Source organism: Microbacterium sp., assembly GCF_035554235.1.
Taxonomy (GTDB): domain Bacteria; phylum Actinomycetota; class Actinomycetes; order Actinomycetales; family Microbacteriaceae; genus Microbacterium.
The window spans coordinates 1-22,297 of sequence record NZ_DATMIO010000007.1 but is presented as its reverse complement, the minus strand read 5'-3'; the positions used below and the strand labels follow the sequence as shown (position 1 = coordinate 22,297).

Genomic DNA, 22,297 nt, shown 5'->3' with positions numbered 1-22,297 from the left:
CAAGACGGACGCGAGGATCGACAGTCTCAACACGGCTCATCCCTCACACATAGAGGCAGAAGTGTCAGGACCACACGGGCCCGAAAGGTCAGAGATCTATTGATGCGCGAACGTCAGGCATGTCCTGATAGATCACAGATCGCGACGGATTCCGCTCGGAACCCGATGCGATTCGTCAACCGCCGTGCATGCGATCCGCCGTGAGCGGCAGGGTGTCAGAAGCGGAAGGTCACGGCGTAGCGGAATGTCGCCGGGAGGAGACGCTGGGCAGGCAGCGCTCCGGGACCGCACGAGCCGGAGCCCAGCCCGCTCTGTCCCGCGTCGAGATTCAGCCACACACGGACTGAAGGCCGCAGATCTTGCGGATGCTGCGCGGCATCCAGGTCTTCCGATCGCCACCGCCTCACCGTGAAGTCCACCGTCGGGTGGGCGTCGATGCGCAGCGTGCCATCGGGACCGCTGAGCGAGAGCCAGCGTGCGCCGATGCGGTTGCCGTTCTCCTGAGGCATCAGGTAGGGCGTCTGAAGCTCGTCGACCGTGCGCTGCCAGCGTCCCAGCCGCGCCGCTTGCCGGCTGTCCTGATACGCCTCGCCCGGTCCCGGGCCGTACCACTGCACGTCGGAGAAGGCATCAGGAAGGGCCATGCGGATGCCGAACCTCGGCAGCGGCACGTCCCAGTCGCCGAGCGGCTCGGCATCGATCGCGAGCGAGACGGCGTCATCGATCGCGGTCCAGCGCAGCGCCGTCGCGTAGCCGAGGTCGCTGCCGGTGAAGCCGAGGCGGCCGCGCACGACGAGGGCGTCCTCGTCCGTCTGCACTGCGTGCACTGTGTGTTGCGGGCGGTCGAGCCCGATCTGACGCCAGCGCGCCTCGCGCGGCTCCCACGAGAAGTCCCGGTCGTTGTCGATGACCGCGCGCCACGTATCGAACGACGGCGCCCCGATGTCGATGCCGCCCAGCGAGAGGAGGCTGCCCGTGCGCCGGTCGAACTGCGCACCTCCGACGACGATGCGGTCGCCTTCGAGCCGCGGCGCCGATCCCGCGGTGATGGGGGCGGATGCCGCGGCAACCTTCACGTGCTGCCCCCAGGCGACCTCGTGTCCCACCGGGGCCCAGTCGGTGTCTGCCGCCAGCACAGCGCGCACCGTCAGCACCGCTTCCCCGGCGCCCCGCGGGCGCCCTGGGATCTCAAGTGCGACCGAGGCTCCCGCCGGCACGTCACCGACTGCGAGGTCACCGCCGTCCACGCGGGCGCCTTCCTCCTGCAGCTCCCACGAGAACCGAAGGTGCGACAGGTCACGATGGTCGTGCGCGTTGCGCACGGTCACCCGCTCGTTCGCGAACGAGAACGAGACGGGCTGGAACACTTTCTTCAACTCATGCAGCGCGGGGCTCGGCGTCCCATCGGGGAACACGATGCCGTCGGCGATGAAGTTGCCGTCGTGGCGCTCCTCGCCGAAGTCACCACCGTAGGCGAAATACTCATCGCCGTCCGCCGTGTGGGCACGCAGACCGTGGTCGAACCACTCCCAGGTGAAGCCGCCGGCCAGTCGCGGGTACCGCTCGAAGAGCTCCTGGTACTCGGCCAGGCCACCTGGCCCGTTGCCCATCGAGTGCGCATATTCGCACAGCAGGAACGGCATGTTCCGGCGTCGGGCGTCGAGGTCGGCGTCGGGGAAGGGGGCCTCCTGGTGCTGCCCGATCAGATCGAGTTCGCGGTGCGTCGAATACATGCGGCTGTACACGTCGACGTACTGACAGGACCAGTCGCGTTCGTAGTGGAGGAGCCGTGACGGGTCGCGGAGCTTGGCCCATCGGGCCATCGCGGCGAGGTTCTGGCCGGTGCCGCACTCGTTGCCGAGCGACCACATGAGGATGCTGGGACTGTTCTTGTCGCGCTCGACGAGCCGCTGCATCCGATCCACCAGCGCGCCCTCCCAGCGGGGGTCTTCGGCGGGGTTGCCGGGGAGCTTGTGGAACCAGTCGACGGGAAAGAAGCCGTGCGTCTCGAGGTCGCACTCGTCCATGACCCACAGACCCAGCTCGTCGCATAGCTCCAGGAAGCGCGCGGACGGCGGGTAGTGGCTGGTGCGGACGGCGTTCAAATTGAACTGCTTCATCATGACGATGTCGGCGCGCATGCGAGCCTCGGAGATGACGCGGCCGGTGTCCGGATCGAAGTCGTGCCGGTTCGTGCCTCGCAGCAGGATCGGCGCGCCGTTGACACGCAGTTCGCCGTCGACGATCTCGACACGACGGAACCCGATGCGCAGCGCGATGGTCTCTCCGGACGAGACGAGCTCGCCGGAGTAGAGCCGGGGCAGCTCCGCGGACCAGGGCTCGACGGCGATGCCGGCGACCTCGCTCGCGGCGACGTCGATGCCGAGTTCCGGCACTCGCACGCGCGCCGAGCTGCCACCGGCGACGACGGCATCCACTGAGAGCGTGCCCATCCCGGTCGTCGCGTCGTAATCGGCATGGACGAAGTGGTCCTCGATCGCCCCGGTCGGGCGGCCCAGCAGGGTGACGCTGCGGAAGATCCCCGACAGCCACCACATGTCCTGATCCTCGAGGTAGCTGCCGCTCGACCACTGGTGCACGCGAACGGCGAGCACGTTCTCCCGGTCGCGGCGAACAAGCTCCGTGACGTCGAACTCGCTGCGCAGGCGGCTGCCGGCTACGACGCCGACCTCGGCGCCGTTGAGCCAGATGGTGCCGAGCGAGTCGATGCCGTCGAAGCGCAGCAGGACGCGCTCGACATCCCAGTCCGTCGGCACGGTGAACGTCCGCCGATAGTCGCCGGTGGGGTTCTCCTGCGGCACATACGGCGGGTCGACCGGGAACGGGTACAGGCGGTTCGTGTAGATCGGGGACCCGAACCCGTTCAGCTGCCAGTGTGCGGGCACGGCCAGCGTCGTCCAGTCCTCCGTGCCGGCCTGTCCGTCGAGGGCATCGTCCAGGAAGTCGACCGGAGCATCGCCGGTCGGCGAGTACCGGAATGCCCACGCGCCGTCCAAGCCGAGTTCGGGGGCATCCGTCCGTGCGTGCGCTCTCGACGGCAGCACGTTGCGCGACGGATGCGGCTCCTCCCAGTAGGCGATCGGCCGGTCCATTGGTACGAGCGCATAGGTGATTCCCCGCTCGCGGTCGCCGGCGGCGAGGTCGCACGCCACCCGGTCGTTCATGGCGCTGAGGTTGTTCACTCCTTGACCCCTCCGGTGGTGAGCCCCGACGTCCAGTACTTCTGCAGGTAGAGGAACACGACCACGAGCGGCACGATCGATACGAGCGAACCCGTGATGACGGTCGAGAACTGCGCGGATGCCCCGCCGCCGGCTTCACTGGCCGCCTGCAGCTGCGCCAGTCCCAGCGTCAGCGGGAATAGGTCGGGATCGGCGAGCATGATCAGTGGGAGGAAGTAGTTGTTCCAGGTGTGGACGATCGCGAACAGCAGCACGGTCACGATGCCGGGCGCCATGATCCGCAGCGCGATCTGCCAGAAGATGCGGAACTCGCCCGCTCCGTCCAGCCGCGCCGCCTCTAGAAGGGTGTCCGGGATCGACTCCTCGGCGTAGACGCGCATCAGATAGACCCCGAACGGGCTCACCAGCGAGGGCAGGATGATCGCCCACACGGTGTTCGTCAGCCCTGCGCCGGCGAACAGCAGGTACGTGGGGATGGCGAGCGCGGTCGTCGGGATCATGATCGCGCCGAGCACCACGGCGAAGAGGAACCTCTTGGCGGGGAAGTCGTACTTCGCGAATGCGTATCCGGCCGCAGCCGACAGCAGCGCCGATCCGAGACCCGCCACGAGCGCATACAGCACCGTGTTGCCGATCCACTGGACGAAGACTCCGTCGCGGGTCGTGAACAGGGTGACGAGGTTGTCGATGAAGTGGTTCTCGTCCGCGAACCACAGGCCGAAGCTGGAGAACAGCGCCGAGTTGTCCTTCGTCGACGCGACGACGAGCCAGAACAGGGGCAGCAGGAAGTATCCGGCGGCGAGCCAGAGGACGACTGTGAGGATGCTGCTGCGCTTCTCGCCGGCGAAGAAAGAGCCGTCCTTGCGGCCGCGGCGCGGCTTGTTGCGCGTGACGATTACGCGGGTGGCATGCGTCTCGGTGGCGGGGACCTCAGTGGTGGCGGTCACGAGCGCGCTCCCTTCTCCCGCCGCGCAGCCGAGAGCTGGAACACGTACGAGACGATCATGATGATGAACCCAAGCAGGAACGCGATCGCCGCGGCGTAGTTCATGTCCTGGTTCGTGAAGGCGAGGTTGTACGCGTAGAGGTTCGGCGAGAACGACGAGCCGATGGCGTTCGGGGCGATTTCGTACAGCAGCTTCGGTTCGCTGAACAGCTGGAACGCCCCGATGACCGAGAAGATCGTACAGAGCACGATCGAATTGCGGATCGCTGGGATCTTGATGCTCCAGGCGATGCGGAACTGTCCGGCGCCATCGATGCGGGCGGCCTCGTACTGTTCGGTCGGGATGGCGCGCATCGCCGCATACATGATCACCATGTTGTAGCCGACGAATTGCCAGGTGACGATGTTGATGATCGACCCGAGGATGTTCTCGGACGACAGCAGCTCGGGAGACCCCAGCCCGATGGCGCGCATGAACTGGGCGATCGGGCCGAAGTTGTCGCCGTACAGGTAGCCCCACATCAGCGTGGCCACGACGCCGGGAACGGCGTACGGCACGAAGATGGCGAGCCGGGCGAACTTGCCGCCGCCCACGCGCATGCTGTCCAGCGCGAGGGCGAAGAACAGCGCGAGACCGAGCATGATCGGCACCTGGATGATCAGGAACAGGCACATGCGCAGCACGCTGACGAGGAATCGACCGTCTCCGAGCGCGCGCACGTAGTTGTCGAACCAGACGAACGAATCGCCGCCGACCAGCTGTGCCTTGAAGAGGCTGAGATAGCCCGCATACAGCAGGGGCATAAGCAGCATCGTCACGAAGAGGATCATGAACGGGGCGATGAAGAGGTACGCCGCAGTGTTCTTGCGGTGCTTGTCGCTCCAGCGCTTGCGTCCGAGAGCCGTGGTGCTCATCGGCGGGACCTTTCTGAATCGGGGTAGAACAAGGTGGGGCGGGACCGTCGGTCCCGCCCCACGCGGGCTACTTCGTGACGACCGTGAACCCCTGGGACTCGCCGTAGCTGACGAGCTCGTCCTCCCACTCTTGAAGAGCGTCGAGCAGGTCAGTCTTCTCGGTGATGGCGGCGCCGAGCGTCTCCTTGAAGCTGCTGCTCGCGTAGTCGTTGTACGGCAGCCACTGCCAGTCGCTGGCGACGGTCTGGGCGATGTCCACGAACACGGCGTTGACCTTCTGTCCGGCGTAGAACTCCATCTCCTGGTCGCGCACCGCGGGCGATTCCAGGGTCTCGACCCGCGACGGGAAGATGAACTGCTCGGTGGCGAGCGTTTCGGTGGCCTCGGTGTCGGCCGTGAGGAACTTGACGAACTCGGCGGCGACGATCTTGGCGTCGGAGTCGGCCGTCACCGTGACAGCCGATCCGCCCTGGTTGCCCGAGGCCGGCTCGGACGAGTCCCACTGCGGCATCTCGGCTGCCTGCCAGAGCCCGCTGGTGTCGCCGGCGGTTCCCTGCAGAAACACAGGGCCCCAGGCGGCGGCGAGCCAGCTGGCGTACTTGCCGCTCGCGATGCTCTGGTACCAGTTGTCGTCGAGCTGCGGCGCGGTGTCGACGAGGTCGGCCTGGATCAGATCGTTCCAGTAACCGATCACCTGCGTGACCTCTTCGGAGTGGAGGTCGATCGTGACCGTCTTGTCACCGTCATAGCTGAACGGGCGCGCGCCGGCCTGCCACAGCAGGGCGAGGATCGGCGAGAAGCTGTTGCCCGGCAGATCCGAGATGTACGAGCCGGTCTTCTCCTTGATGAGCACTGCGGCATCTGCATACTCGTCCCACGTGGTGGGGACCTCGACGCCGGCGGCTTCGAAGATGTCGGTGCGGTAGAGCTGGCCGGTCGGGCCCAAGTCCTGCGGGAGACCCCAGACCGAGTCGTCGGTGGAGACCATGCCCCATGCGCTGTCCACGAACTGGTCCGAGAGCTCGGCGGCGCCGTACGGTGCCAGGTCCTCGAGGCTGTTGGTGATCGTGAAGGACGGCAGGAACGAGTACTCGATCTGCACGGCGTCGGGCACGTCCCCGGACTTCACCGCGGCACGCAGCTTCTGGTACTGCGCGGTAGCGCCGCCCTGGTTGGATAGCTTCACCGTGATCTCGGGATACTTCGCCTCGAACAGGTCAATCTGGTTCTGAATGTCCGGCACCCACGACCAGAAGTCGATCGTCGTGGGCGTACTCATCGCCTTGTCGATCTTCTCCTGAGAGATCGTGTCGGCCGATCCGGCGCTGTCGGACGCCGACGGCGTCGCGCACGCACTGAGCATGACGACGGCCGCCACGATGGCGGTGCCGGCCACGACCTTGCGGCGACGTTGCACTGTGGTCATTTCTGTCCTCCTCTGGGGGTCCGATCTCCACGCACGCCAAAGGCGGTCATGAACCCGGCGTTAGGGTGAACCGCGTCCGTCAGCCTTGAAGCTCCGGTCCAGCAAAGACGACTCAGTCGATGTCGGCACTTATGACGGCGGCGGCGTGAGATTACGTTATCACACGTTCGAGCGATAACGTATGCTTTTTACTACCGGCCGACGTGTGTGCTGGCGACGCGCTCGGCCGCTACCGACAAGCCGTCGATCTCATCCAGAGCTGCGACGAGGATCGAGCGCATGATCGCGTATGCCCCCTCCGGATCGCGCCGCTGGATCGCCCCCGCGACGTCGACATGCAGCTGCAGCGCGACACTCGCCGGGCGGTCGGGAACGAGCCCGTGCTCGGTGCGGCTTACGAGCATCTGCCCGATGAGCCCGTCCAGCCGCGAGAACATCGCATTACCGGACAGGCGCAGGATGCGGGCATGGAATTCCACATCGAGCTTGAGGAAGCGCTCGTCATCGCCCTGCTCACCCGCGGCCCAGAGCCGGCCCGATAGCGCGATGAGTTCGCTCACTTCGTCGGCCGTCGCCCGAGTGGCGGCCAGACGCGCGGCTTCCGGTTCGATCGCTGCGCGCAGTTCGACCATCGACGAGAGCTGTTCGGCGCGGTCGGGTGAGTCCAATCGCCAGCGGATGACCTGCGGGTCGTAGAGATTCCATTCCGACTCGGGCAGGACGACCACGCCGATTCGACGGCGAGACACGACCAGGCGCATCGCCTCGAGCACGCGGACGGTCTCACGCGCCACAGATCGCGAGATCCCGCAACGTTCCTCTATCTCCTCGAGCGTGAGGCTCGATCCCGGACCCAGTTCGCCCGCGCAGATCGCGAGCCCCAGCTGATCGAGAGCACGGGAATGCAGGCCTGCCAGCGAGACGAACGGCGGGTCTGAGTGCTTCAGCGTCATACCCGCACTTTACCAGTCGGAAGGCCTTTAAAAGGCATACGTTATAGTCTTCCTGTAACGAAAAGTACTTGCCGATCGGTGTGCCGCCGATCGCGCCCTCACCGACGTCGATTGGGTCACCCGTGCAGATTGCGCGCATCGAGACTTTCCTCATCCCGCCGCGATGGCTGTTCGTGCGCGTCGAGACGGACACCGGTGTCGTCGGCTGGGGTGAGCCGGTGGTCGAGGGGCGCGCCGAGACCGTCCGCACCGCCGTCGAGCAGCTGTCCGAACTGCTCATCGGCCAGGACCCCCTGCGCATCCAGGACCACTGGCAAGTCATGACGAAGGGCTCGTTCTACCGCGGCGGCCCGATCCTCTCGTCGGCGGTATCCGGGCTCGACCAAGCACTGTGGGACATCGCCGGCAAGGTCGCCGGGCTCCCAGTGCACCAGCTGCTCGGCGGCCCGGTCCGCGACCGAATCCGCGTGTACGGGTGGGTCGGTGGCGACGAGCCGAATGAGGTCTCCGACGCGATATCGGCGCGTCTGGAGCAGGGCCTGACCGCTGTCAAGATGAACGCCTCCGGCCGGATGGAGCGGATCTCGAACCTGCGCGAGCTGGACGGCGTCGTATCCCGCGTCGCCGCAGCGCGCGAGGTGCTCGGTGACACCGGCGACGTCGGCGTCGACTTCCACGGTCGCATCGGCCTTGCCGACGCGCGGAGGCTCATGCCCGCGCTCGAACCGCTGCGCCCGATGTTCGTCGAGGAGCCCGTGGTCCCCGAGAACAGTCACTTGATCGGCCGGCTCGCGGATATGACGTCGATCCCCATTGCCACGGGCGAGCGGCTGTTCAGCCGCCAGGAGTTCCTGCCGGTGTTCCAGTCCGGCATCGCGATCGCCCAGCCCGACCTGTCGCATGCCGGCGGCATCTCGGAGGTTCACCGCATCGCGAGCCTGGCTGAGATCTACGACGTGCAGCTCGCACCGCACTGTCCGCTGGGGCCGATCGCACTGGCCTCGTGCTTGCAGATCGGCTTCGCCGTGCCGAACTTCTTCATCCAGGAGCACAGCATCGGCATCCATTACAACGAGGACGGCGAGGTGCTCGACTACGTCATGGACCGCTCCGTCTTCGACTTCTCGAGCGGCTACATCGAGCGATTTACCAAACCCGGCCTCGGTATCGAAGTCGACGAGACCGCGGTCCGCAATGCCGACGCGCGCGGACACGCCTGGCGCGGACCCATCTGGCGCCACAATGACGGGGGCTTCGCAGAATGGTGACCACGACCGAGTTGCGCGACCTGCTGATCGCCCAGCGGGTCATGCCGATCATCCGCAGCGCTTCGCGGGTGCACGCCGTCGCGATCGGGCGCACCCTCATCGACGCGGGCTTTCGGGCACTCGAGGTGTCGCTGACCACTCCGGGCGCACTCGAGGCGATCAGCGCACTTGCCGCCGACACGCGCGCCGAGATCGGTGCAGGCACGGTGCTGACCGAGGAGGATGTCGCCGCAGCGATGAATGCCGGGGCCACGTTCATGGTCACTCCGGCCGTGACAGCCTCGATCGAGGCATCCGTCGACGCGGGCGCTCCGGTGCTCGCCGGCGCCCTGACCCCCACCGAGATCCTGGACGCGCTCGAGCGCGGTGCGACGGCCGTCAAGCTCTTTCCGGCCGAGTTCGGCGGACCGGCCTACTTGTCCGCGCTGCGAGCGCCGTTCCCCGACGTGCCGCTCATTCCGGTGGGCGGTGTCGATCTCGCCACCGGCCGCGACTACCTGCGTCGAGGCGCCCTGGCCCTCGGTGTGGGGGCGCCGCTGACCGGCAAAGCAACCGATCCCCTCGACCTGACCTCGCTCGCGGTGCGAGCGGCGGCCTTCCGCGCACTGTCGGCGCAGGAGTAGCCGATGGACGTCGTCACTCTCGGCGAGTCGCTGGTCGCCATCCGCGCCCATGGCCGTCTCGCACTCGCCGATCCGCTGCACGCCTCCCCCGCCGGTGCGGAGATGAACGTCGCGATCGGTCTCTCCCGCCTCGGCCATCGGACCGCGTGGGTCGGTGTGCTCGGCGCGGATCCGGCCGGCGACCTCGTCGCGCGTACGCTGCGCGCCGAAAGCGTCGACCTCGACTGGGTGAGGCGTGACGAGTCCGCTCCCACGGGCCTCATGCTCGTCGACATGCCCGCAGCGATCGCGCCCACCGTGACGTATCACCGACGCGCTTCTGCCGGGTCACGAATAGGCCCCGCCGACGTGGTGGCGCTCACCGCGACAACGGCGCGCATCTGGCATCTCAGCGGCATCACCCCTGCACTCTCCGAGACCGCGCACGCGGCCACGACGACGGCATTCGAGGTGGCACGCGAGACCTCCGCGCTCGTGTCCTTCGACGTCAACTACCGGGCGAAGCTCTGGGACCGCGCGGCAGCGGGAGCAGCACTCGCACCGCTCGCCCGGCGCGCAGACATCGTCGTCGCCTCGGAGGGCGAGCTCGACCTCGTCGCCGACGGCGCGTGCGAGGCGGAGCGTGTCGCACAGCTGCTGGATGCGGGGGTGAGCGAGGTCGTCGTCAAGCGCGGGGTGCACGGTGCGACCATGTTCAATGCCGATGGAGCCGTCTCGTGCCCCGCGTACGCGATCACGGAGGTGAACAGCATCGGCGCCGGTGACGCCTTCACCGCCGGCTACCTGTCGGGTGCGCTCGATGGCCTATCTATTGCGCAGCGACTGTACCGCGGAGCGCGCTGCGGTGCACTGGCCGTCAGTGGCGCGGGCGACTGGGAGCAGGCGCCCACACGTGCCGATCTCGCGCTGCTCGAAGCCTCCCCCGGCGACGCCATCCGCTGAGAAGGTCGCCGCCACCGTGTCATCCGAGGGTCAATCATCCCGTTGGAGGAGGATCTCAACACGCTATAATCCACGACCTCCGCACACTGTGCGGACGCTATGACGAGAACCACTGCCGTAGGGCATGAGATCACGACGCGGCAATCAATGATGTGATGTGAACGCCGGCGACGACGAGCGCGACCGCCCGAGACGAACCGAACCATGTGCGATTTCGGTCACGGCAGTCGCTCAGCGCGGGGACGGAATGGGTCGTCCTCGGCGGAGTTGCTGCTTCAGCACATCGAGAACGCCGGGACTCAAACCGGACTTTTAACGCTCGAGGCGCAGCTAATCGCGCGGCGATCCACGCTTGGCGAGGCGTGGCGACAACAGTCCGATTTCGGGCGATGGGAGCGTTCTTCGCCGAGGTCGCCGGGCGAGGCACGGCACTATGCCTGGCCCGGTAGGTCGATCTGCTGCGCGCCCGGTCGACCACAGTCAGATCCCGCCTCGCGAGAAGTCGCTGGAACGACCGAGGCGCGGTCCGGGACCCCCCACCATTAAGGGAACCCCGGACCGGTGATCTGGTGCGCAGTCGACCGCACCTAGGGGCGGAACTCGCTCAGCGCCGGGAGAGCCTCGTCGCTGAAGTCGAACAACGTCATGTTTCCCAGCTGTTTCCGCTTGATGCGTCGTCGGGACTCCACCCGTTGCCGTCGACAGCGGTCCAAGTGGGCTCCCAGTAGAACACCCCAAGACCGCGACCGTTCGGTACGGCTCGCACCGCGGCCAAGACGTCGCGGAGGTTCGCCGCTTGTCCCGTGGGAGTGGCCGCGTAGCCGGCGAGGAGCATGTTCTTGTTGCAGCAGACGTTCCCCTCTTCGTCTTCCCAGCTCAAGGTGAACGGGTACGCGGTCTCAGCGACGACGACCGGCTTGTTGTATCGCGCGGAGACGTCATTCATGTTGGCCTTCAGCGACGCTGATCGTGCCGTGCCAGATGGAGTAGTACGACAGACCGATGACGTCGAACTGCACGCCACGGCGAACGGCCTGGTCGAACCAACTGCGGTAGAGGGCATTGTCGCTCCGATGGAGATCATGGCCGGAGTCGTGCCTTGCGCCTTCAGACTGGTGCAGATGTCGTACGTGAAGTTGTACACATCGGTCAGCAGTTGGGTGTAGCCGTGACTTGCCCACGCTGCCGGCTTGGTCTGGTGCGCACCGTCAGCCCACGTATCCGAGAAGTGGAGCTCGACGTACACCTTCATCCCCTTGGCGGACACACGCGTCGCCATGTCGAGCAGGGCTGCCTTGTCGTTGTGGGTTTAGCGGCGAGGGCGGCCGTGGGAATGGTTGCGGACACCATGGCTGTAAGTGCGACGGCGATGCCGACGGTCCGCAGATGGGAACTCAGGTTGGACAACGGGAAACCTCCTTGTTTCTTGGTTGCGCCTGGGGCCGCGCCAGCACGCGGCCCCAGGTTTATTGCTGTTACCGCGTGAGGTTGAGCTTCTTCACCCCCTTCTCGAGCAGCTTCGTGGCAGACTTCACGTCCTTCGCAGTTACCTCCGAAGCGGCCACAACGACATCGGCGATTGCGATGGCCTCCTCGAGCGCCGCCGCCGAGGCGGGGGTGAAGGGGGTGAGGTCGATTGCACGGGCCTCGATGAGCAGAGTCTCGAGGTCGGATGTGTCCACCGGGGCCGTGGTGGATGCTCGCACGAGACGGAAGTCGTCCACTACGCCCCAGGCTCCGGCGCTGAGCGAGAAGCTCGCCGACACGGTTACCGTGCCGTCGGCTCCAACCACCACGCCGTCAACGTCCGAGGTATGGAACTCGTTCCAGGTTGAGAACTCCAGTGGTGCGCTTTCGCTGCCTGCGGACGTCGTCGCAGTCAGGGTACGAGTGTCGGTCGACGGACTGTTCGTGCCCTGCGTGGTTGCCTGAAGCAGGTAGGTTCCGGCGGGGACGCCGGTGATGGTCTGCTGCACCGATGCGGTGTATGCCGTTCCATTCCAGAAGGTGACCGAGAAGTCCCCGTCCGAGCTGTCCGAGGTCTGCGTGCGAGCTGCTGGCCCCGTGAGCGTCCAGGCGCTCATGTCGGCGTATTCGAACGAATGGTTCTCCACGTAGTTGACGGCGAGCACGGTAACGGTTGCGACGACCTCGAGCCCCGTGGAGGTAGCGCCGGGAATCTCGTAGACGCCGGGCCCGCGGATCCAGTGGACCGCGCCGGACCAGGTGACGGCCGGGTGCTCTGTGGTTCCGTCGTTGTAGTCGACTGCGATTGTCTCGGGAAGGGTCACCGGGGATCCCTCCTGGAACGACAGCGCCGGCTGCTCGACGGCAACGATCTCTCTGGGCGCGACGGCGCCGGTGTCGACGTACTGGAAGGTGCGCAGCGACTCGAGTGGCTTGCCGTCCCAGGCGAACAGGGACTGGTTGTCCCAGGCCGATCCGCCGTAGAACTCGCCGACGTGCACAGGGTCGTACGAGGACGCGTAGCTCGTCGCCCAGCCCGAGCCGTCACGTTCCCATAGGAGCGCGTTCGTCTCGTATTCCGATGGCGGACCGACGGGAAGCCAGGCGGGCTCCCAGTAGTACACGCCGAGGCCCGCGGCGCCGACTGCGGCCACTGCGGCGATGACGTCGCGCAGCTGGGTTGCCTGACCCTGCACACTGACCGGGTAGTCGTCGCTGATGGTGCCCGAGCCGATGACGTTGGGGAAGCCGTCGCCGTCTTCCAGCGTGCGTGCCCATGAGGTCTCGGCGACCATCACCTTCTTGCCGTAGGTCGTGGCGATGTGTGACAGGACGTTCGTGAGGTTCTCGGTGGTTCCGTGCCAGTAGGGGTAGTACGAGCTGGCGAACACGTCATAGTCCACCCCGAACTGGGCGAGGCCGGCCGCGTAGGTGGCGTAACGCCCGGCGGTCTCGGGGTTGGTGAAGTGGACGGCGACGGGGACGCCGGGAAGCACCTCGCGCACCGCCGAGCTGCCGGCGGAGATCAGGTTTGCGAACGTCTGGTCGATCGCCGTGCCTGCACGGGTGTAGCCGGCGACGCCGTTGTTTGTCTCGTTGCCGATCTGCACCATGGCGACATCCACGCTGGCGTCTTCCAAGCGTTGCAGCGCGTCCGCGGTGAAGTCGTGCAGCGCGGTGGCGCGCGCAGTCGCGTCCAGTCCGGTCCAGGCTTTCGGAGACAGCTGTCGTCCGGGATCTGCCCAGAAGTCCGAATAGTGGAAGTCGACCAGGACGTCCAGTCCCGCCGCTGTTGCTCGCTGCCCGATTTGGACCGCGCGGTCGACATCTACGTTGCCGCCGCCGTAGCCGCGCCCTTCCGCGTCGAACGGGTCGTTCCACACGCGGATTCGTACGGAGTTGACTCCGTTTTCAGCGAGGATCGTGAAGAGGTCTGCCGGCGCGCCGGTGGAGTCGCGGAAGACGACGCCGCTCGCTTCGAGCGACTCGACTGTCGAAACATCTACTCCCTTCAAGAAGTCGGGTGAGAGTCCGTCCACCTTGTCGACCGTGATGCCGGCCTCGACCGGTCCGGGATCCTCCGCATACGCGGCTGCCGATAGTGCTGTTGATGTGAGCGACAGCGCCGCGGCTGCGGCGGCGGCTGCCATGATTCTGCGAACGTGCACTTTGTTTCCTCTCGGGTGTGCAACGTCTGCACGCGGTCCTTGAGAGGAAGCCGTCCGCGACGTTGCGGATGGGTCCGGGTTGTCCGGACATCGCTGGGGGTAGGTCGGGGAGTTAGGCCGTCGCCCCCTTCGGGTCGAGCCGAACGACGATGATGCCTCCGGCGGCTACGCGAAGCTCCTCCTGGTGGGCGCCCGTTGCGAGATCGGTGCCACCGGCACCGAGCGGGAGGTCGATGTCGGCGTGGTTGATGGCGATGGCGTAGCGAGCGCCGTCTTCGGCGATGCGGATGACACGCTCCAGGCCGCTCGGCGGAGGGGAAACGGCCAGGTCTACGTCTTTGAGCAGGTTGCGGACCACGTCTTCCAGATCTGCATCGTCGAGCTTGGTCGACAGATACCAGGCCACCCCGTTGCCCAGCGTGTTCCTGGTGATGGCAGGCAACCCCGCGGCGGGCCCGTCCGCGTACGCCTCAATCACCTCGGCGCCCTGCAACACGATCTCGTCCGACCAGACCGTGCCCTCGTGTCCGCTGTTGAGCGTGACGTGCGCACCTTCCCGCAGCGGCTGGAACTCCTCGATGGAGATGCCGAGGACATCTCGCAGTTGCCCCGGGAACGGGCCATGGGGGACAGCGTCGTTCTCATCGACGATGCCCGAGAAGTAGGACACCGCAAGAGTGCCGCCGTGGCTCACATAGGAACGCAGGTTCGCGGCCGAGTCGTCACTGAGGAGGTACAGCGACGGGGCGAAGACGGCGGCATACTTGGACAAGTCCTGCGAAGGGTGCACGAAGTCGACGGTCACACCGAGCCGCCACAGCGTGGAGTAGAACGCCTCGATTTGGTCGCGGTGCGATAGATCGACCGACGGCCGCCACTCCAGATCCTGGGCCCAGAACGACTCGGTGCTCCACACGATCGCGACCGATGCCTCCACTCGACTGCCCCGCAGCTCGTCGAGCTCACTGAGGTGAGTGCCCAGCCCGACCACTTCACGCCACACGCGGCTGTGCACTCCGGCGTGGGGAAGCATCGCCGAGTGGAACTTCTCTGCTCCGAACCGGCTCGCCCGGAACTGGAAGAACATGATCGCGTCGGCTCCGCGGGCGAGGTGGGCGACGCTGTTGCGTGCCAGTTCTCCCGGCCGCTTGGCCATGTTGCGGGGCTGCCAGTTCACCGCCGATGTGGAGTGCTCCATGAGAATCCATGGCTTTCCACCGGCGAGCGACCGGGTGAGGTCAGCGTCCATGGACAGCATGACGTGTGCGTCCAGACGAGAGGCAGTGAGGTAGTGGTCGTTGGAGACGATGTCGACTTCCTCAGCCCATCGCCAGTAGTCGATGTCGCGACACGTCGACGCCATGAAGTTCGTGGTGATGGGCTGACGAGCGTGCCGGCGGATCGCGTCGCGCTCTAAGCGGTAGCACTCCAGGAGAGCATCCGAGCTGAACCGCTTGAAGTCCAGCCGATGCGCGGGATTGCTCACACTCGCTGATTTGCGTGGGGCGTCAATCTCCTCGAAAGAGCCGTAGATCTGACCCCAGAAAGTGGTGCCCCACGCCGCGTTGAGCGCGTCGATGGATGTGTAGCGGCACTTCAGCCAGTCGCGGAAGTTGGCAACGGACGCGTCGTCGTAGCTCTCCGCCACCGGAGCTCCGTACTCGTTGTGTATGTGCCACATGACAACGGTGGGATGGTCTGCGTAGCGCTGCGCGAGCTGTCCGGCAACCGCCGCAGCTGCCCTGCGGTACTCGGGAGAGCTTGGGCTCACGATCCCGCGGGAACCGAACGCGAGGGTCACCCCGTCCCGTGTGACCGGGCACGCGTGAGGGTAGGCCCGCCAGAACCAAGCGGGCGGTGCAGCGGTGGGGGTTCCCAAGTCGACGTCGATGCCGGCACCAGACAGCAGGTCCAGGAGGTCATCTAGGAACGTGAAGTCGTACTCACCCTCGCGGGGTTCGAGCAGCACCCAGGAGAAGATTCCGACACTGACCAGATTCACGCCCGCTTCGCGCATCAGCCGGATGTCCTCGAGCCATGTTTCACGACTCCACTGCTCGGGGTTGTAGTCCCCTCCAAACCGGATCGCTGACGTGCCGGGAATCCACCCGCTACGCACGGGTGAAGTCGGCTCGGGGAGGGTGAGGGCATGCGACGACATTGGTGAATGGGCTCCTAAAACTGTGTGCGGTCACAGTTCTAGCACAGCAACTCCAGTCTGGAAACAGGGCATTGACCTCAGTTGACAGGAGAAACTGACTGTGCGTTACTGGGATCGCTCACAGGTTACAGCGCCGTCCCGTAGCGCTGGATCCCAAGGGCATCCGCAAATCACAGCCTTTCGACAAGGAGGACGAATGTGCACAGCATTCCGCGCCGGCACGGTTGCAGCCGTGGCCCTCACGGCGCTCATCGCTACTGGTTGCTCTGCCGGAGGACCCGAGAACAACAACTCGGGCGACCCAGTCAAACTGACGTACTGGGCATGGGCGCCCAATCTGGACAAGGTCGTCGATATTTGGAACGAGGCCAACCCAGACATCCAGGTGACGGTTGCCAAGCAGGACGGCGGCGACCCGGCCATCACCAAGCTGCTCACCGCCATCCAGGCCGGCAGCGGCGCTCCCGACCTCATACAGGCCGAGTACCAGAAGATCCCGACTCTTGTAGCGTCCGATGCGCTGGCCGACATTGCCGGCGCGGTGGGTGGCGACCTCGCCGGGGAGTTCCCGGATGCAGTGTGGGACTCGGTGACGCTCGGCGGTGACGCGGTCTACGCGATTCCCCAGGACACCGGGCCGATGATGTTCTACTACCGCGAAGACATCTTCAACGAGCTCGGGCTCACCGTGCCGACCACGTGGGATGAGTACGCCGACACCGCGCGTGCGCTGCGCGAAGCCGACCCCACCAAGTACCTCGGCACCTTCTCGGCTACCGATGCCGGTTGGTTCGCTGGACTCTCGCAGCAGGCGCAGGCCGAGTGGTGGTCCATCGATGGCGAAGCGTGGGCAGTCGGCATAGACCAGGAGCCGACGCAGGCGGTCGCCGAGTACTGGGGCGGTCTTGTGGCCGAGGGCGCCATCGACAACAAGCCCATGTACACCCCCGAGTGGAACGCGGGGCTCAACGACGGCACCCAGGTCGGATGGCTCGGTGCAGTGTGGGGCCCGGGTGTCCTCCAGGGCAATGCCGCAGACACCGCCGGCCTGTGGAAGGCCGCGCTACTGCCTACCTGGGACGGCACCCCTTCGAACGGCAACTGGGGCGGCTCATCCACAGCGGTCACTTCACAGTCGGACCACGTTGAGGCAGCCACCGAGTTCGCCACCTGGCTTAACACCGACCCTGAGGCGGTCGCCGCACTGGTCGAGCAGACCGGCATCTACCCGGCAGCCACTGAGGCCGGCGCGTCGATCCTCACCGAGGCACCGGATTTCTTCAGCAACCAGCCCGACTTCTACGACGTCGCCGCTCAGGCGGCCGAAGCTGTAGCACCGTTCACGTACGGCCCCAACGTGAACGTCGCGTTCAGCGCCTACAACGACGAGTTCGCAAAGGCCGCCGAGGCAAAGAGTGTCGACGCCTTCGTTGCCGCCGTGTCCGCGATGCAGCAGATCACTCTGGAAGACCTGAAGTCAAACGGCTTCACGGTCGTCGAGTAGCACCACTTGTTGGGCCGGGGTGGCACACCAGCGCCCCGGCCCGACCCAGCCCGAGAGGAACACCGCATGTCCGCCACCGTCACCCGGTCCAAGCGATCCCGGGCCGGCAAGCACTTCACCCCGTGGGCGATGCTCGCACCGGGAATCGTGCTGTTTGTAGTCTTCATGGCGGCACCCATCATCTACACCCTCGTCCTGTCCTTCCAGAAAGAAAAGGTCTCGGGACTCGGTCTCGGTTCAGGAGCCCGGTCAACGGTATTCGTGGGCTTCGAGAACTACGTATCCACCTTCGTTGACCCGGAGTTCCTTGCGAGCGTCCTCCGGGTGCTCCTCTACGGGCTCATCCTCATCCCGACAATGCTCGGCCTCGCGCTCATCTTCGCGCTCCTTCTCGATGCCCGTCGTACCGGTGCCAAGACCTTCGGGCGAGTGTCCATCTTCCTGCCATACGCCGTACCGGCCGTGATCTCCTCGCTGCTGTGGGGTTTCCTCTATCTGCCGGCAGTCAGCCCGTTCTACTGGATCTTCGACCAATTCGGCTGGGACGTACCCTCGCTGCTCTCACCCGGGTTGGTGGTGTTCGCCATCGCGAACATCGGGCTCTGGGGCGGAGTCGGCTTCAACATGATCGTGATGTACACCTCTCTTAAAGCAGTTCCCACGGACATCTACGAAGCGGCCCGCATCGACGGCGCCTCGGAGGCGCAGATCGCCTGGCGCATCAAGGTGCCGATTATTGCTCCAGCTCTCGTGATGACGGCGCTGTTCTCGATGATCGCCACTCTTCAAGTGTTCGCCGAGCCCACGACGCTCAAGCCGCTCACCAACAGCATCTCGAGCACTTGGTCGCCACTCATGTTTGTATACCGCGACGCGTTCACGCGCGGAGACATCAACGGCGCTGCGGCGACGTCGATCGTGATCGCGGTTGCGACCTTCGCTCTTTCCTTCTTGTTCCTCCGCGTCGTTCAACGGCGCGCCTTCGGTCAGGAGGACTGATCCCGATGGCACTCACCACGAACACCCGCGCCGCGACGGTACCCGACCTCCGTCGCGCACGCCGCGACAGCCACACAGCCGACACGCGGGTGCGCGTTGCCCCCGGTTCCACGGCCATCCTCCTGTTGGGCGCGTTCTACTGCCTGCTCCCTGTCGTTTGGGTGCTGATTGCGTCCACGAAGGACGCATCCGAACTCTTCTCCACATTCACACTGGCGCCGTCCACCCACCTGTGGGACAACATCGTCGCGCTCACCGAGTACCGCGACGGCCTGTACTGGCGATGGATGCTGAACACCGCACTGTATGCCGGTGTCGGCGCCATCGTGTCCACGTACATCTCGGCGATCTCTGGCTACGCACTGGCGAAGTTCACCTTCCCCGGCAAGGGTGTGGTCTTCAAGGTGCTACTCATGGGCGTTCTCGTCCCGGGAGTCATTCTGGCAATTCCCCAGTACCTCTTGCTCGCCCAGGTGGAGCTGACGAACACGTACTGGTCTGTTCTGCTTCCGCAACTGATCAGCCCCTACGGCATCTACCTCGCGCGAATCTACGCCGCCGCCGCCGTTCCCACCGACATTATCGAGTCGGCACGAACCGAAGGGGCGAGGGAGATGTACATCTTCCACAGAATCGTCATGCCGATGATGGCGCCCGGACTGGTGACGATCTTCCTTTTCCAGTTCGTCGCCGTCTGGAACAACTTCATGCTCCCGTACATCATGCTCGGCAACGACGAGCTATTCCCGATTACCGTGGGTTTGTCCGGGCTGCTCAACCAGGGGGCGTCTCTGCCTGCGATGTACACGTTGGTGATCACCGGAGCACTGCTGTCCATCGTGCCGCTCATCATTCTGTTCCTCGTGATGCAGCGCTACTGGCGAGTCGACCTTGCCGCGGGCGCAGTCAAGGCGTAGCGGGGATGTCGCTGGCCAACTCGACGCGCCGACCTCAGGCGAGTGCCCCGCCGTCACCGGTCGAGCCCGGGGTTCCGTACACTGTCGGGGTGACCGGAGAGACGCGCAAGCGGCCGACCATTGACGACGTCGCGAGCGCGTCCGGCGTGTCCCGGGGAACGGTTTCGCGGGTGCTCAACGGCGGCCATTGGGTGAGCCCGGAGGCACGTCAGGCAGTCGAGCGGGCGATACGCCAAACGGGGTACCGAATCAACCCGCACGCGCGGAATCTCGCAACCGCCCGCGCGAACTCCATCGCCTTTCTTCTCACCGAGAGTCAGGACCGGCTCTTCGAGGACCCGAACTTCTCCGCGCTGATGCGCGGCGCAGCCGACTCGCTGGCAGAGAGGGACCTTCCGCTGGTGCTTCTGATGGCCGGGTCGCCCGATGACCAGCGACGGGTCACCGAGTTCATCACGTCCGGACACGTCGACGGCGCTCTCATCGTTTCTTCCCATCGAGGCCGCGAAACCTTCCTCAAGACGCTGGTTCAGGCGAAAGTCCCTCTCGTTGCCTGCGGGGTACCGCTCGGCTTCGAGCGGCAGATTGGTTACGTCGCGGCCGACGAGGTGAACGGCGCACGGGACGTCGTCGCTTATCTGCGGAAGACCGGGCGATCACGCATCGCGACCATCGCAGGGCCCCAAGACACCTCGGGCGGTATCGGCCGACTTGAGGGATACCGCGACGAGCTCGGCGACGCGTTCGACGAGCAGCTGGTGGTGGAGGGTGACTACTCGCGAGACTCCGGCGCCGCGGCCATGGACCGACTCCTCGCCCGCGCGCCCGACATCGACGCCGTGTTCGTCGCGAACGACATGATGGCGGCCGGTGCCATCGAAGTCCTTAATGGCCGCGGCATGCGCGTACCCGACGACGTCGCGGTGGCGGGCTTCGATGACGCCCCCGTCGCTAGCCGGACCTCACCGCCACTCACAACGATGCGTCAGCCCTTCGAGTGGATCGCGCGCGAAATGGTCCGCATGCTTCTCGACGTGATTGACGGCAATCCCGCTGGCCGGACGATGCTTCCTACCGAGCTCATCATCCGCGAATCCGCCTGAAACTTGATTCAGAGTCGCGAGCCGCGCTCATCCCGTGCCCGAAAGTAGCAGGAGTCCGCTGGGAGGGTGCACCGTCGCACCGCGGTGGGGCGACGTCTAGGCGATTGGCTGGCGGCTCAGCGCACGGGGGGAGCGACCGACTCACGCTCCACGAGCCAGCCCGGAATCCGGTGCAGGCGTCCGCCCGTTGCTGGCGGAGAGCCGTCGATGCGCTCGAGAAGGCGGGTCATGCCCCAACGACCCATCTCGGCGTGGGGCAGTGCCACCGTTGTCAGCCCGGGGTCAAGCGCATCGGCGACCGGGTGCAGATCGTCGATGCCCACGATTGACAGACCCTCGGGAACCGGGATGCCTCGTCTTGCCGCTGCCTGCATGACACCCATCGCGATCTGATCGTTGAAGCAGATCACGGCCGTCGGCGGGCGGGGTCCTTCGAGCAGCTCGGCTCCGGCGGCGCGGCCGCCGGCGGCATCCGAGCCGCAGCGCGCAAGGCGTCCGTCGTCCAGGGCGATGCCGGCGTCGCCCAGCGCCGCCCGCACACCGAGCAGTCGCCTGCGGGCAGCCCGGGACTCATCGGTGGTATCCACGTAGGCGATCTCGCGGTGTCCTTCGCGGATCAGCCGCTCGCACGCGAGCATCGCGATCTGTGCCTCATCTGGCACGACGGCATCGACATCCCAGCCCATTTGGGAACGGTGGGACGCGATCAGGCCGGATGGCACCAGCCGCAGGCGCACCGACCCTGACCGTGCATGACCTCCGCCATACCGCGGCATCCCTTTCCGTTCAATCAGGCGCGAATGTGAAAGCAGTGCAGCGTATGCGCGGACACGCCTCCGCCGCGATGACACTCGACGTCTACGCAGACCTATTCGACGACGACCTTGATGCAGTCTCAACAGCTCTCGATCGAGCTCGAGCCACGCAGATCATTGCGACCAGCTCAGCCACAACGGATGCCCACCGTTCACTCAGCGGACCGTAGACCGTAGACCGGCCGAACACAGAGTGACGGCCACCCCTGAGCCCCGCCGGAGCCGCCGCTGGGACAGGCCTCAGGCAGGGCGCCCAGCCCTCCACGGGCGGTCGATATCCCGGGGTTCGAGCCGAGCAATGAAGCTCGCTCGAGGAGCCTCACGACTCTCCACGGTTTGTGGGCAAAATGTGGGCAAGGCGCGCACGCCACAATGAGAAAGGCCCTGTGATCCCAGTGATTACAAGGGATTGCCGGGGCCTTTTCTTGCGGAGACGGAGGGATTTGAACCCTCGGACCCCGTAAGGGGTCTCCACCTTAGCAGGGTGGTGCACTAGGCCGGACTATGCGACGTCTCCAGGCATCCAGCCGCCGAAACGAGCGGATGCGCCTTGCAATACTAACCGCTCCTCGCGAGGCCGGTGAACCCGAGAAGGTCAGCGCAGGTTGCCGTTCGAGCAGGTCTCTTGCGCGGCCGTGCTTCCCGAGATCTCCGAGGGCAGCGCGATCGGCTGTTCGGTCGGCGCCGTCGTCGCCCCCGGGGTCGCCTCGGTCGTCGGCGGCGTCGAGGGCTCCACGGGTGGTGCCGTCGGCTCCGTGACCACGACCCCGTCGTTGACACCGGCCTCACCCGTGAGCTGCAGCGGCTGGTTGGCCGCGAGCGCCGCCCAGAGCTGGTCGGCGGCGTCGTGGTTCGGCACGACGTGATTGGGGTTCGCCGAGTCCGTG

15 protein-coding genes, 1 tRNA gene and 3 pseudogenes are annotated in these 22,297 nt (G+C 65.9%); 8 read left to right on the top strand and 11 right to left on the bottom strand.

The features are described from left to right. Nucleotides 1–215: 215 nt before the first annotated feature. The 5 genes from VNT50_RS00320 to VNT50_RS00300 all read right to left on the bottom strand — a co-directional run bounded on the left by VNT50_RS00320 (nt 216) and on the right by VNT50_RS00300 (nt 7,443). Entirely contained in the window at nt 216–3,203 is a 2,988-nt protein-coding gene (locus VNT50_RS00320) for a glycoside hydrolase family 2 TIM barrel-domain containing protein (RefSeq protein WP_325483115.1), read from the bottom strand. Continuing rightward, complete coding sequence (locus VNT50_RS00315) at nt 3,200–4,150, bottom strand: carbohydrate ABC transporter permease (RefSeq protein WP_325483114.1); 951 nt, start codon at nt 4,148–4,150, stop codon at nt 3,200–3,202. Before VNT50_RS00315 ends, VNT50_RS00320 begins: the two co-directional genes overlap by 4 nt. Beyond that, nucleotides 4,147–5,064, bottom strand: coding sequence for a carbohydrate ABC transporter permease (locus tag VNT50_RS00310; protein WP_325483113.1), 918 nt, complete (start codon nt 5,062–5,064; stop codon nt 4,147–4,149). The genes VNT50_RS00315 and VNT50_RS00310 overlap by 4 nt, the downstream gene beginning before the upstream one ends. Before the next feature lie 67 nt (nt 5,065–5,131). Further along, nucleotides 5,132–6,490, bottom strand: coding sequence for an ABC transporter substrate-binding protein (locus VNT50_RS00305; RefSeq protein WP_325483112.1), 1,359 nt, complete (start codon nt 6,488–6,490; stop codon nt 5,132–5,134). A 191-nt stretch (nt 6,491–6,681) separates the two neighbouring features. Beyond that, nucleotides 6,682–7,443: a FadR/GntR family transcriptional regulator gene (locus VNT50_RS00300; protein ID WP_325483111.1), complete on the bottom strand. Its 762-nt coding sequence runs from the start codon at nt 7,441–7,443 to the stop codon at nt 6,682–6,684. A gap of 122 nt (nt 7,444–7,565) precedes the next feature. Between VNT50_RS00300 and dgoD the strand changes: the two genes are divergently transcribed. The 3 genes from dgoD to VNT50_RS00285 are packed head-to-tail and all read left to right on the top strand — an operon-like array spanning nt 7,566 to nt 10,276. Continuing rightward, nucleotides 7,566–8,711, top strand: coding sequence for a galactonate dehydratase (gene dgoD / locus VNT50_RS00295; RefSeq protein WP_325483110.1), 1,146 nt, complete (start codon nt 7,566–7,568; stop codon nt 8,709–8,711). Beyond that, the gene (locus VNT50_RS00290) at nt 8,705–9,334 is read left to right on the top strand and encodes a bifunctional 4-hydroxy-2-oxoglutarate aldolase/2-dehydro-3-deoxy-phosphogluconate aldolase (RefSeq protein ID WP_325483109.1); all 630 of its coding nucleotides are present in this window, start codon (nt 8,705–8,707) and stop codon (nt 9,332–9,334) included. The genes dgoD and VNT50_RS00290 overlap by 7 nt, the downstream gene beginning before the upstream one ends. A 3-nt stretch (nt 9,335–9,337) precedes the next feature. Beyond that, a complete protein-coding gene (locus VNT50_RS00285; protein ID WP_325483108.1) occupies nt 9,338–10,276 on the top strand; it encodes a sugar kinase in 939 nt (312 codons plus the stop codon). A gap of 643 nt (nt 10,277–10,919) precedes the next feature. Here VNT50_RS00285 and VNT50_RS14380 read toward each other — a convergent pair. From VNT50_RS14380 to VNT50_RS00270, 3 genes and pseudogenes are all read right to left on the bottom strand, one after another. Continuing rightward, nucleotides 10,920–11,567: pseudogene (locus tag VNT50_RS14380) on the bottom strand (glycosyl hydrolase 53 family protein); the annotation flags it as partial. Nucleotides 11,568–11,751: 184 nt separating this feature from the next. Beyond that, a complete protein-coding gene (locus VNT50_RS00275; protein ID WP_325483106.1) occupies nt 11,752–13,893 on the bottom strand; it encodes a glycosyl hydrolase 53 family protein in 2,142 nt (713 codons plus the stop codon). 130 nt (nt 13,894–14,023) lie between these two features. Next, nucleotides 14,024–16,072 carry a beta-galactosidase gene (locus VNT50_RS00270; RefSeq protein ID WP_325483105.1) on the bottom strand — a complete coding sequence of 683 codons (2,049 nt, stop codon included), beginning with the start codon at nt 16,070–16,072 and terminating at the stop codon, nt 14,024–14,026. A gap of 232 nt (nt 16,073–16,304) precedes the next feature. Here VNT50_RS00270 and VNT50_RS00265 point away from each other — a divergent pair, with 232 nt between their 5' ends. From VNT50_RS00265 to VNT50_RS00250, 4 genes are all read left to right on the top strand, one after another. Continuing rightward, nucleotides 16,305–17,576: an ABC transporter substrate-binding protein gene (locus VNT50_RS00265; protein WP_325483104.1), complete on the top strand. Its 1,272-nt coding sequence runs from the start codon at nt 16,305–16,307 to the stop codon at nt 17,574–17,576. A gap of 66 nt (nt 17,577–17,642) precedes the next feature. Beyond that, a complete protein-coding gene (locus tag VNT50_RS00260) occupies nt 17,643–18,575 on the top strand; it encodes a carbohydrate ABC transporter permease (protein WP_325483103.1) in 933 nt (310 codons plus the stop codon). A gap of 5 nt (nt 18,576–18,580) precedes the next feature. After that, a complete protein-coding gene (locus tag VNT50_RS00255; protein WP_325483102.1) occupies nt 18,581–19,492 on the top strand; it encodes a carbohydrate ABC transporter permease in 912 nt (303 codons plus the stop codon). A gap of 89 nt (nt 19,493–19,581) precedes the next feature. Then, the gene (locus VNT50_RS00250; protein WP_325483101.1) at nt 19,582–20,595 is read left to right on the top strand and encodes a LacI family DNA-binding transcriptional regulator; all 1,014 of its coding nucleotides are present in this window, start codon (nt 19,582–19,584) and stop codon (nt 20,593–20,595) included. A gap of 116 nt (nt 20,596–20,711) precedes the next feature. On the opposite strand, the gene VNT50_RS00245 is transcribed toward VNT50_RS00250, so the two are convergent. After that, nucleotides 20,712–21,281: a substrate-binding domain-containing protein gene (locus VNT50_RS00245; protein ID WP_325483100.1), complete on the bottom strand. Its 570-nt coding sequence runs from the start codon at nt 21,279–21,281 to the stop codon at nt 20,712–20,714. Between the two features lie 50 nt (nt 21,282–21,331). Between VNT50_RS00245 and VNT50_RS00240 the strand changes: the two are divergent. Continuing rightward, nucleotides 21,332–21,580 (top strand): annotated as a pseudogene (locus VNT50_RS00240) (tyrosine-type recombinase/integrase); the annotation flags it as partial. 258 nt (nt 21,581–21,838) lie between these two features. Here VNT50_RS00240 and VNT50_RS00235 read toward each other — a convergent pair. Beyond that, nucleotides 21,839–21,927 (bottom strand) — tRNA-Ser (locus VNT50_RS00235). A gap of 78 nt (nt 21,928–22,005) precedes the next feature. Further along, nucleotides 22,006–22,297 (bottom strand): annotated as a pseudogene (locus VNT50_RS00230) (LCP family protein); the annotation flags it as partial.

Excerpts from the sequence above, each read along its gene's own strand:
- VNT50_RS00285 (WP_325483108.1), top strand. The coding sequence starts at position 9,338 with ATGGACGTCGTCACTCTCGGCGAGTCGCTGGTCGCCATCCGCGCCCAT.
- VNT50_RS00255 (WP_325483102.1), top strand. The coding sequence starts at position 18,581 with ATGGCACTCACCACGAACACCCGCGCCGCGACGGTACCCGACCTCCGT.
- VNT50_RS00290 (WP_325483109.1), top strand. The coding sequence starts at position 8,705 with ATGGTGACCACGACCGAGTTGCGCGACCTGCTGATCGCCCAGCGGGTC.
- VNT50_RS00260 (WP_325483103.1), top strand. The coding sequence starts at position 17,643 with ATGTCCGCCACCGTCACCCGGTCCAAGCGATCCCGGGCCGGCAAGCAC.
- VNT50_RS00275 (WP_325483106.1), bottom strand. The coding sequence starts at position 13,893 with ATGGCAGCCGCCGCCGCAGCCGCGGCGCTGTCGCTCACATCAACAGCA.
- VNT50_RS00305 (WP_325483112.1), bottom strand. The coding sequence starts at position 6,490 with ATGACCACAGTGCAACGTCGCCGCAAGGTCGTGGCCGGCACCGCCATC.
- VNT50_RS00270 (WP_325483105.1), bottom strand. The coding sequence starts at position 16,072 with ATGTCGTCGCATGCCCTCACCCTCCCCGAGCCGACTTCACCCGTGCGT.
- VNT50_RS00300 (WP_325483111.1), bottom strand. The coding sequence starts at position 7,443 with ATGACGCTGAAGCACTCAGACCCGCCGTTCGTCTCGCTGGCAGGCCTG.
- VNT50_RS00245 (WP_325483100.1), bottom strand. The coding sequence starts at position 21,281 with ATGGGCTGGGATGTCGATGCCGTCGTGCCAGATGAGGCACAGATCGCG.
- VNT50_RS00310 (WP_325483113.1), bottom strand. The coding sequence starts at position 5,064 with ATGAGCACCACGGCTCTCGGACGCAAGCGCTGGAGCGACAAGCACCGC.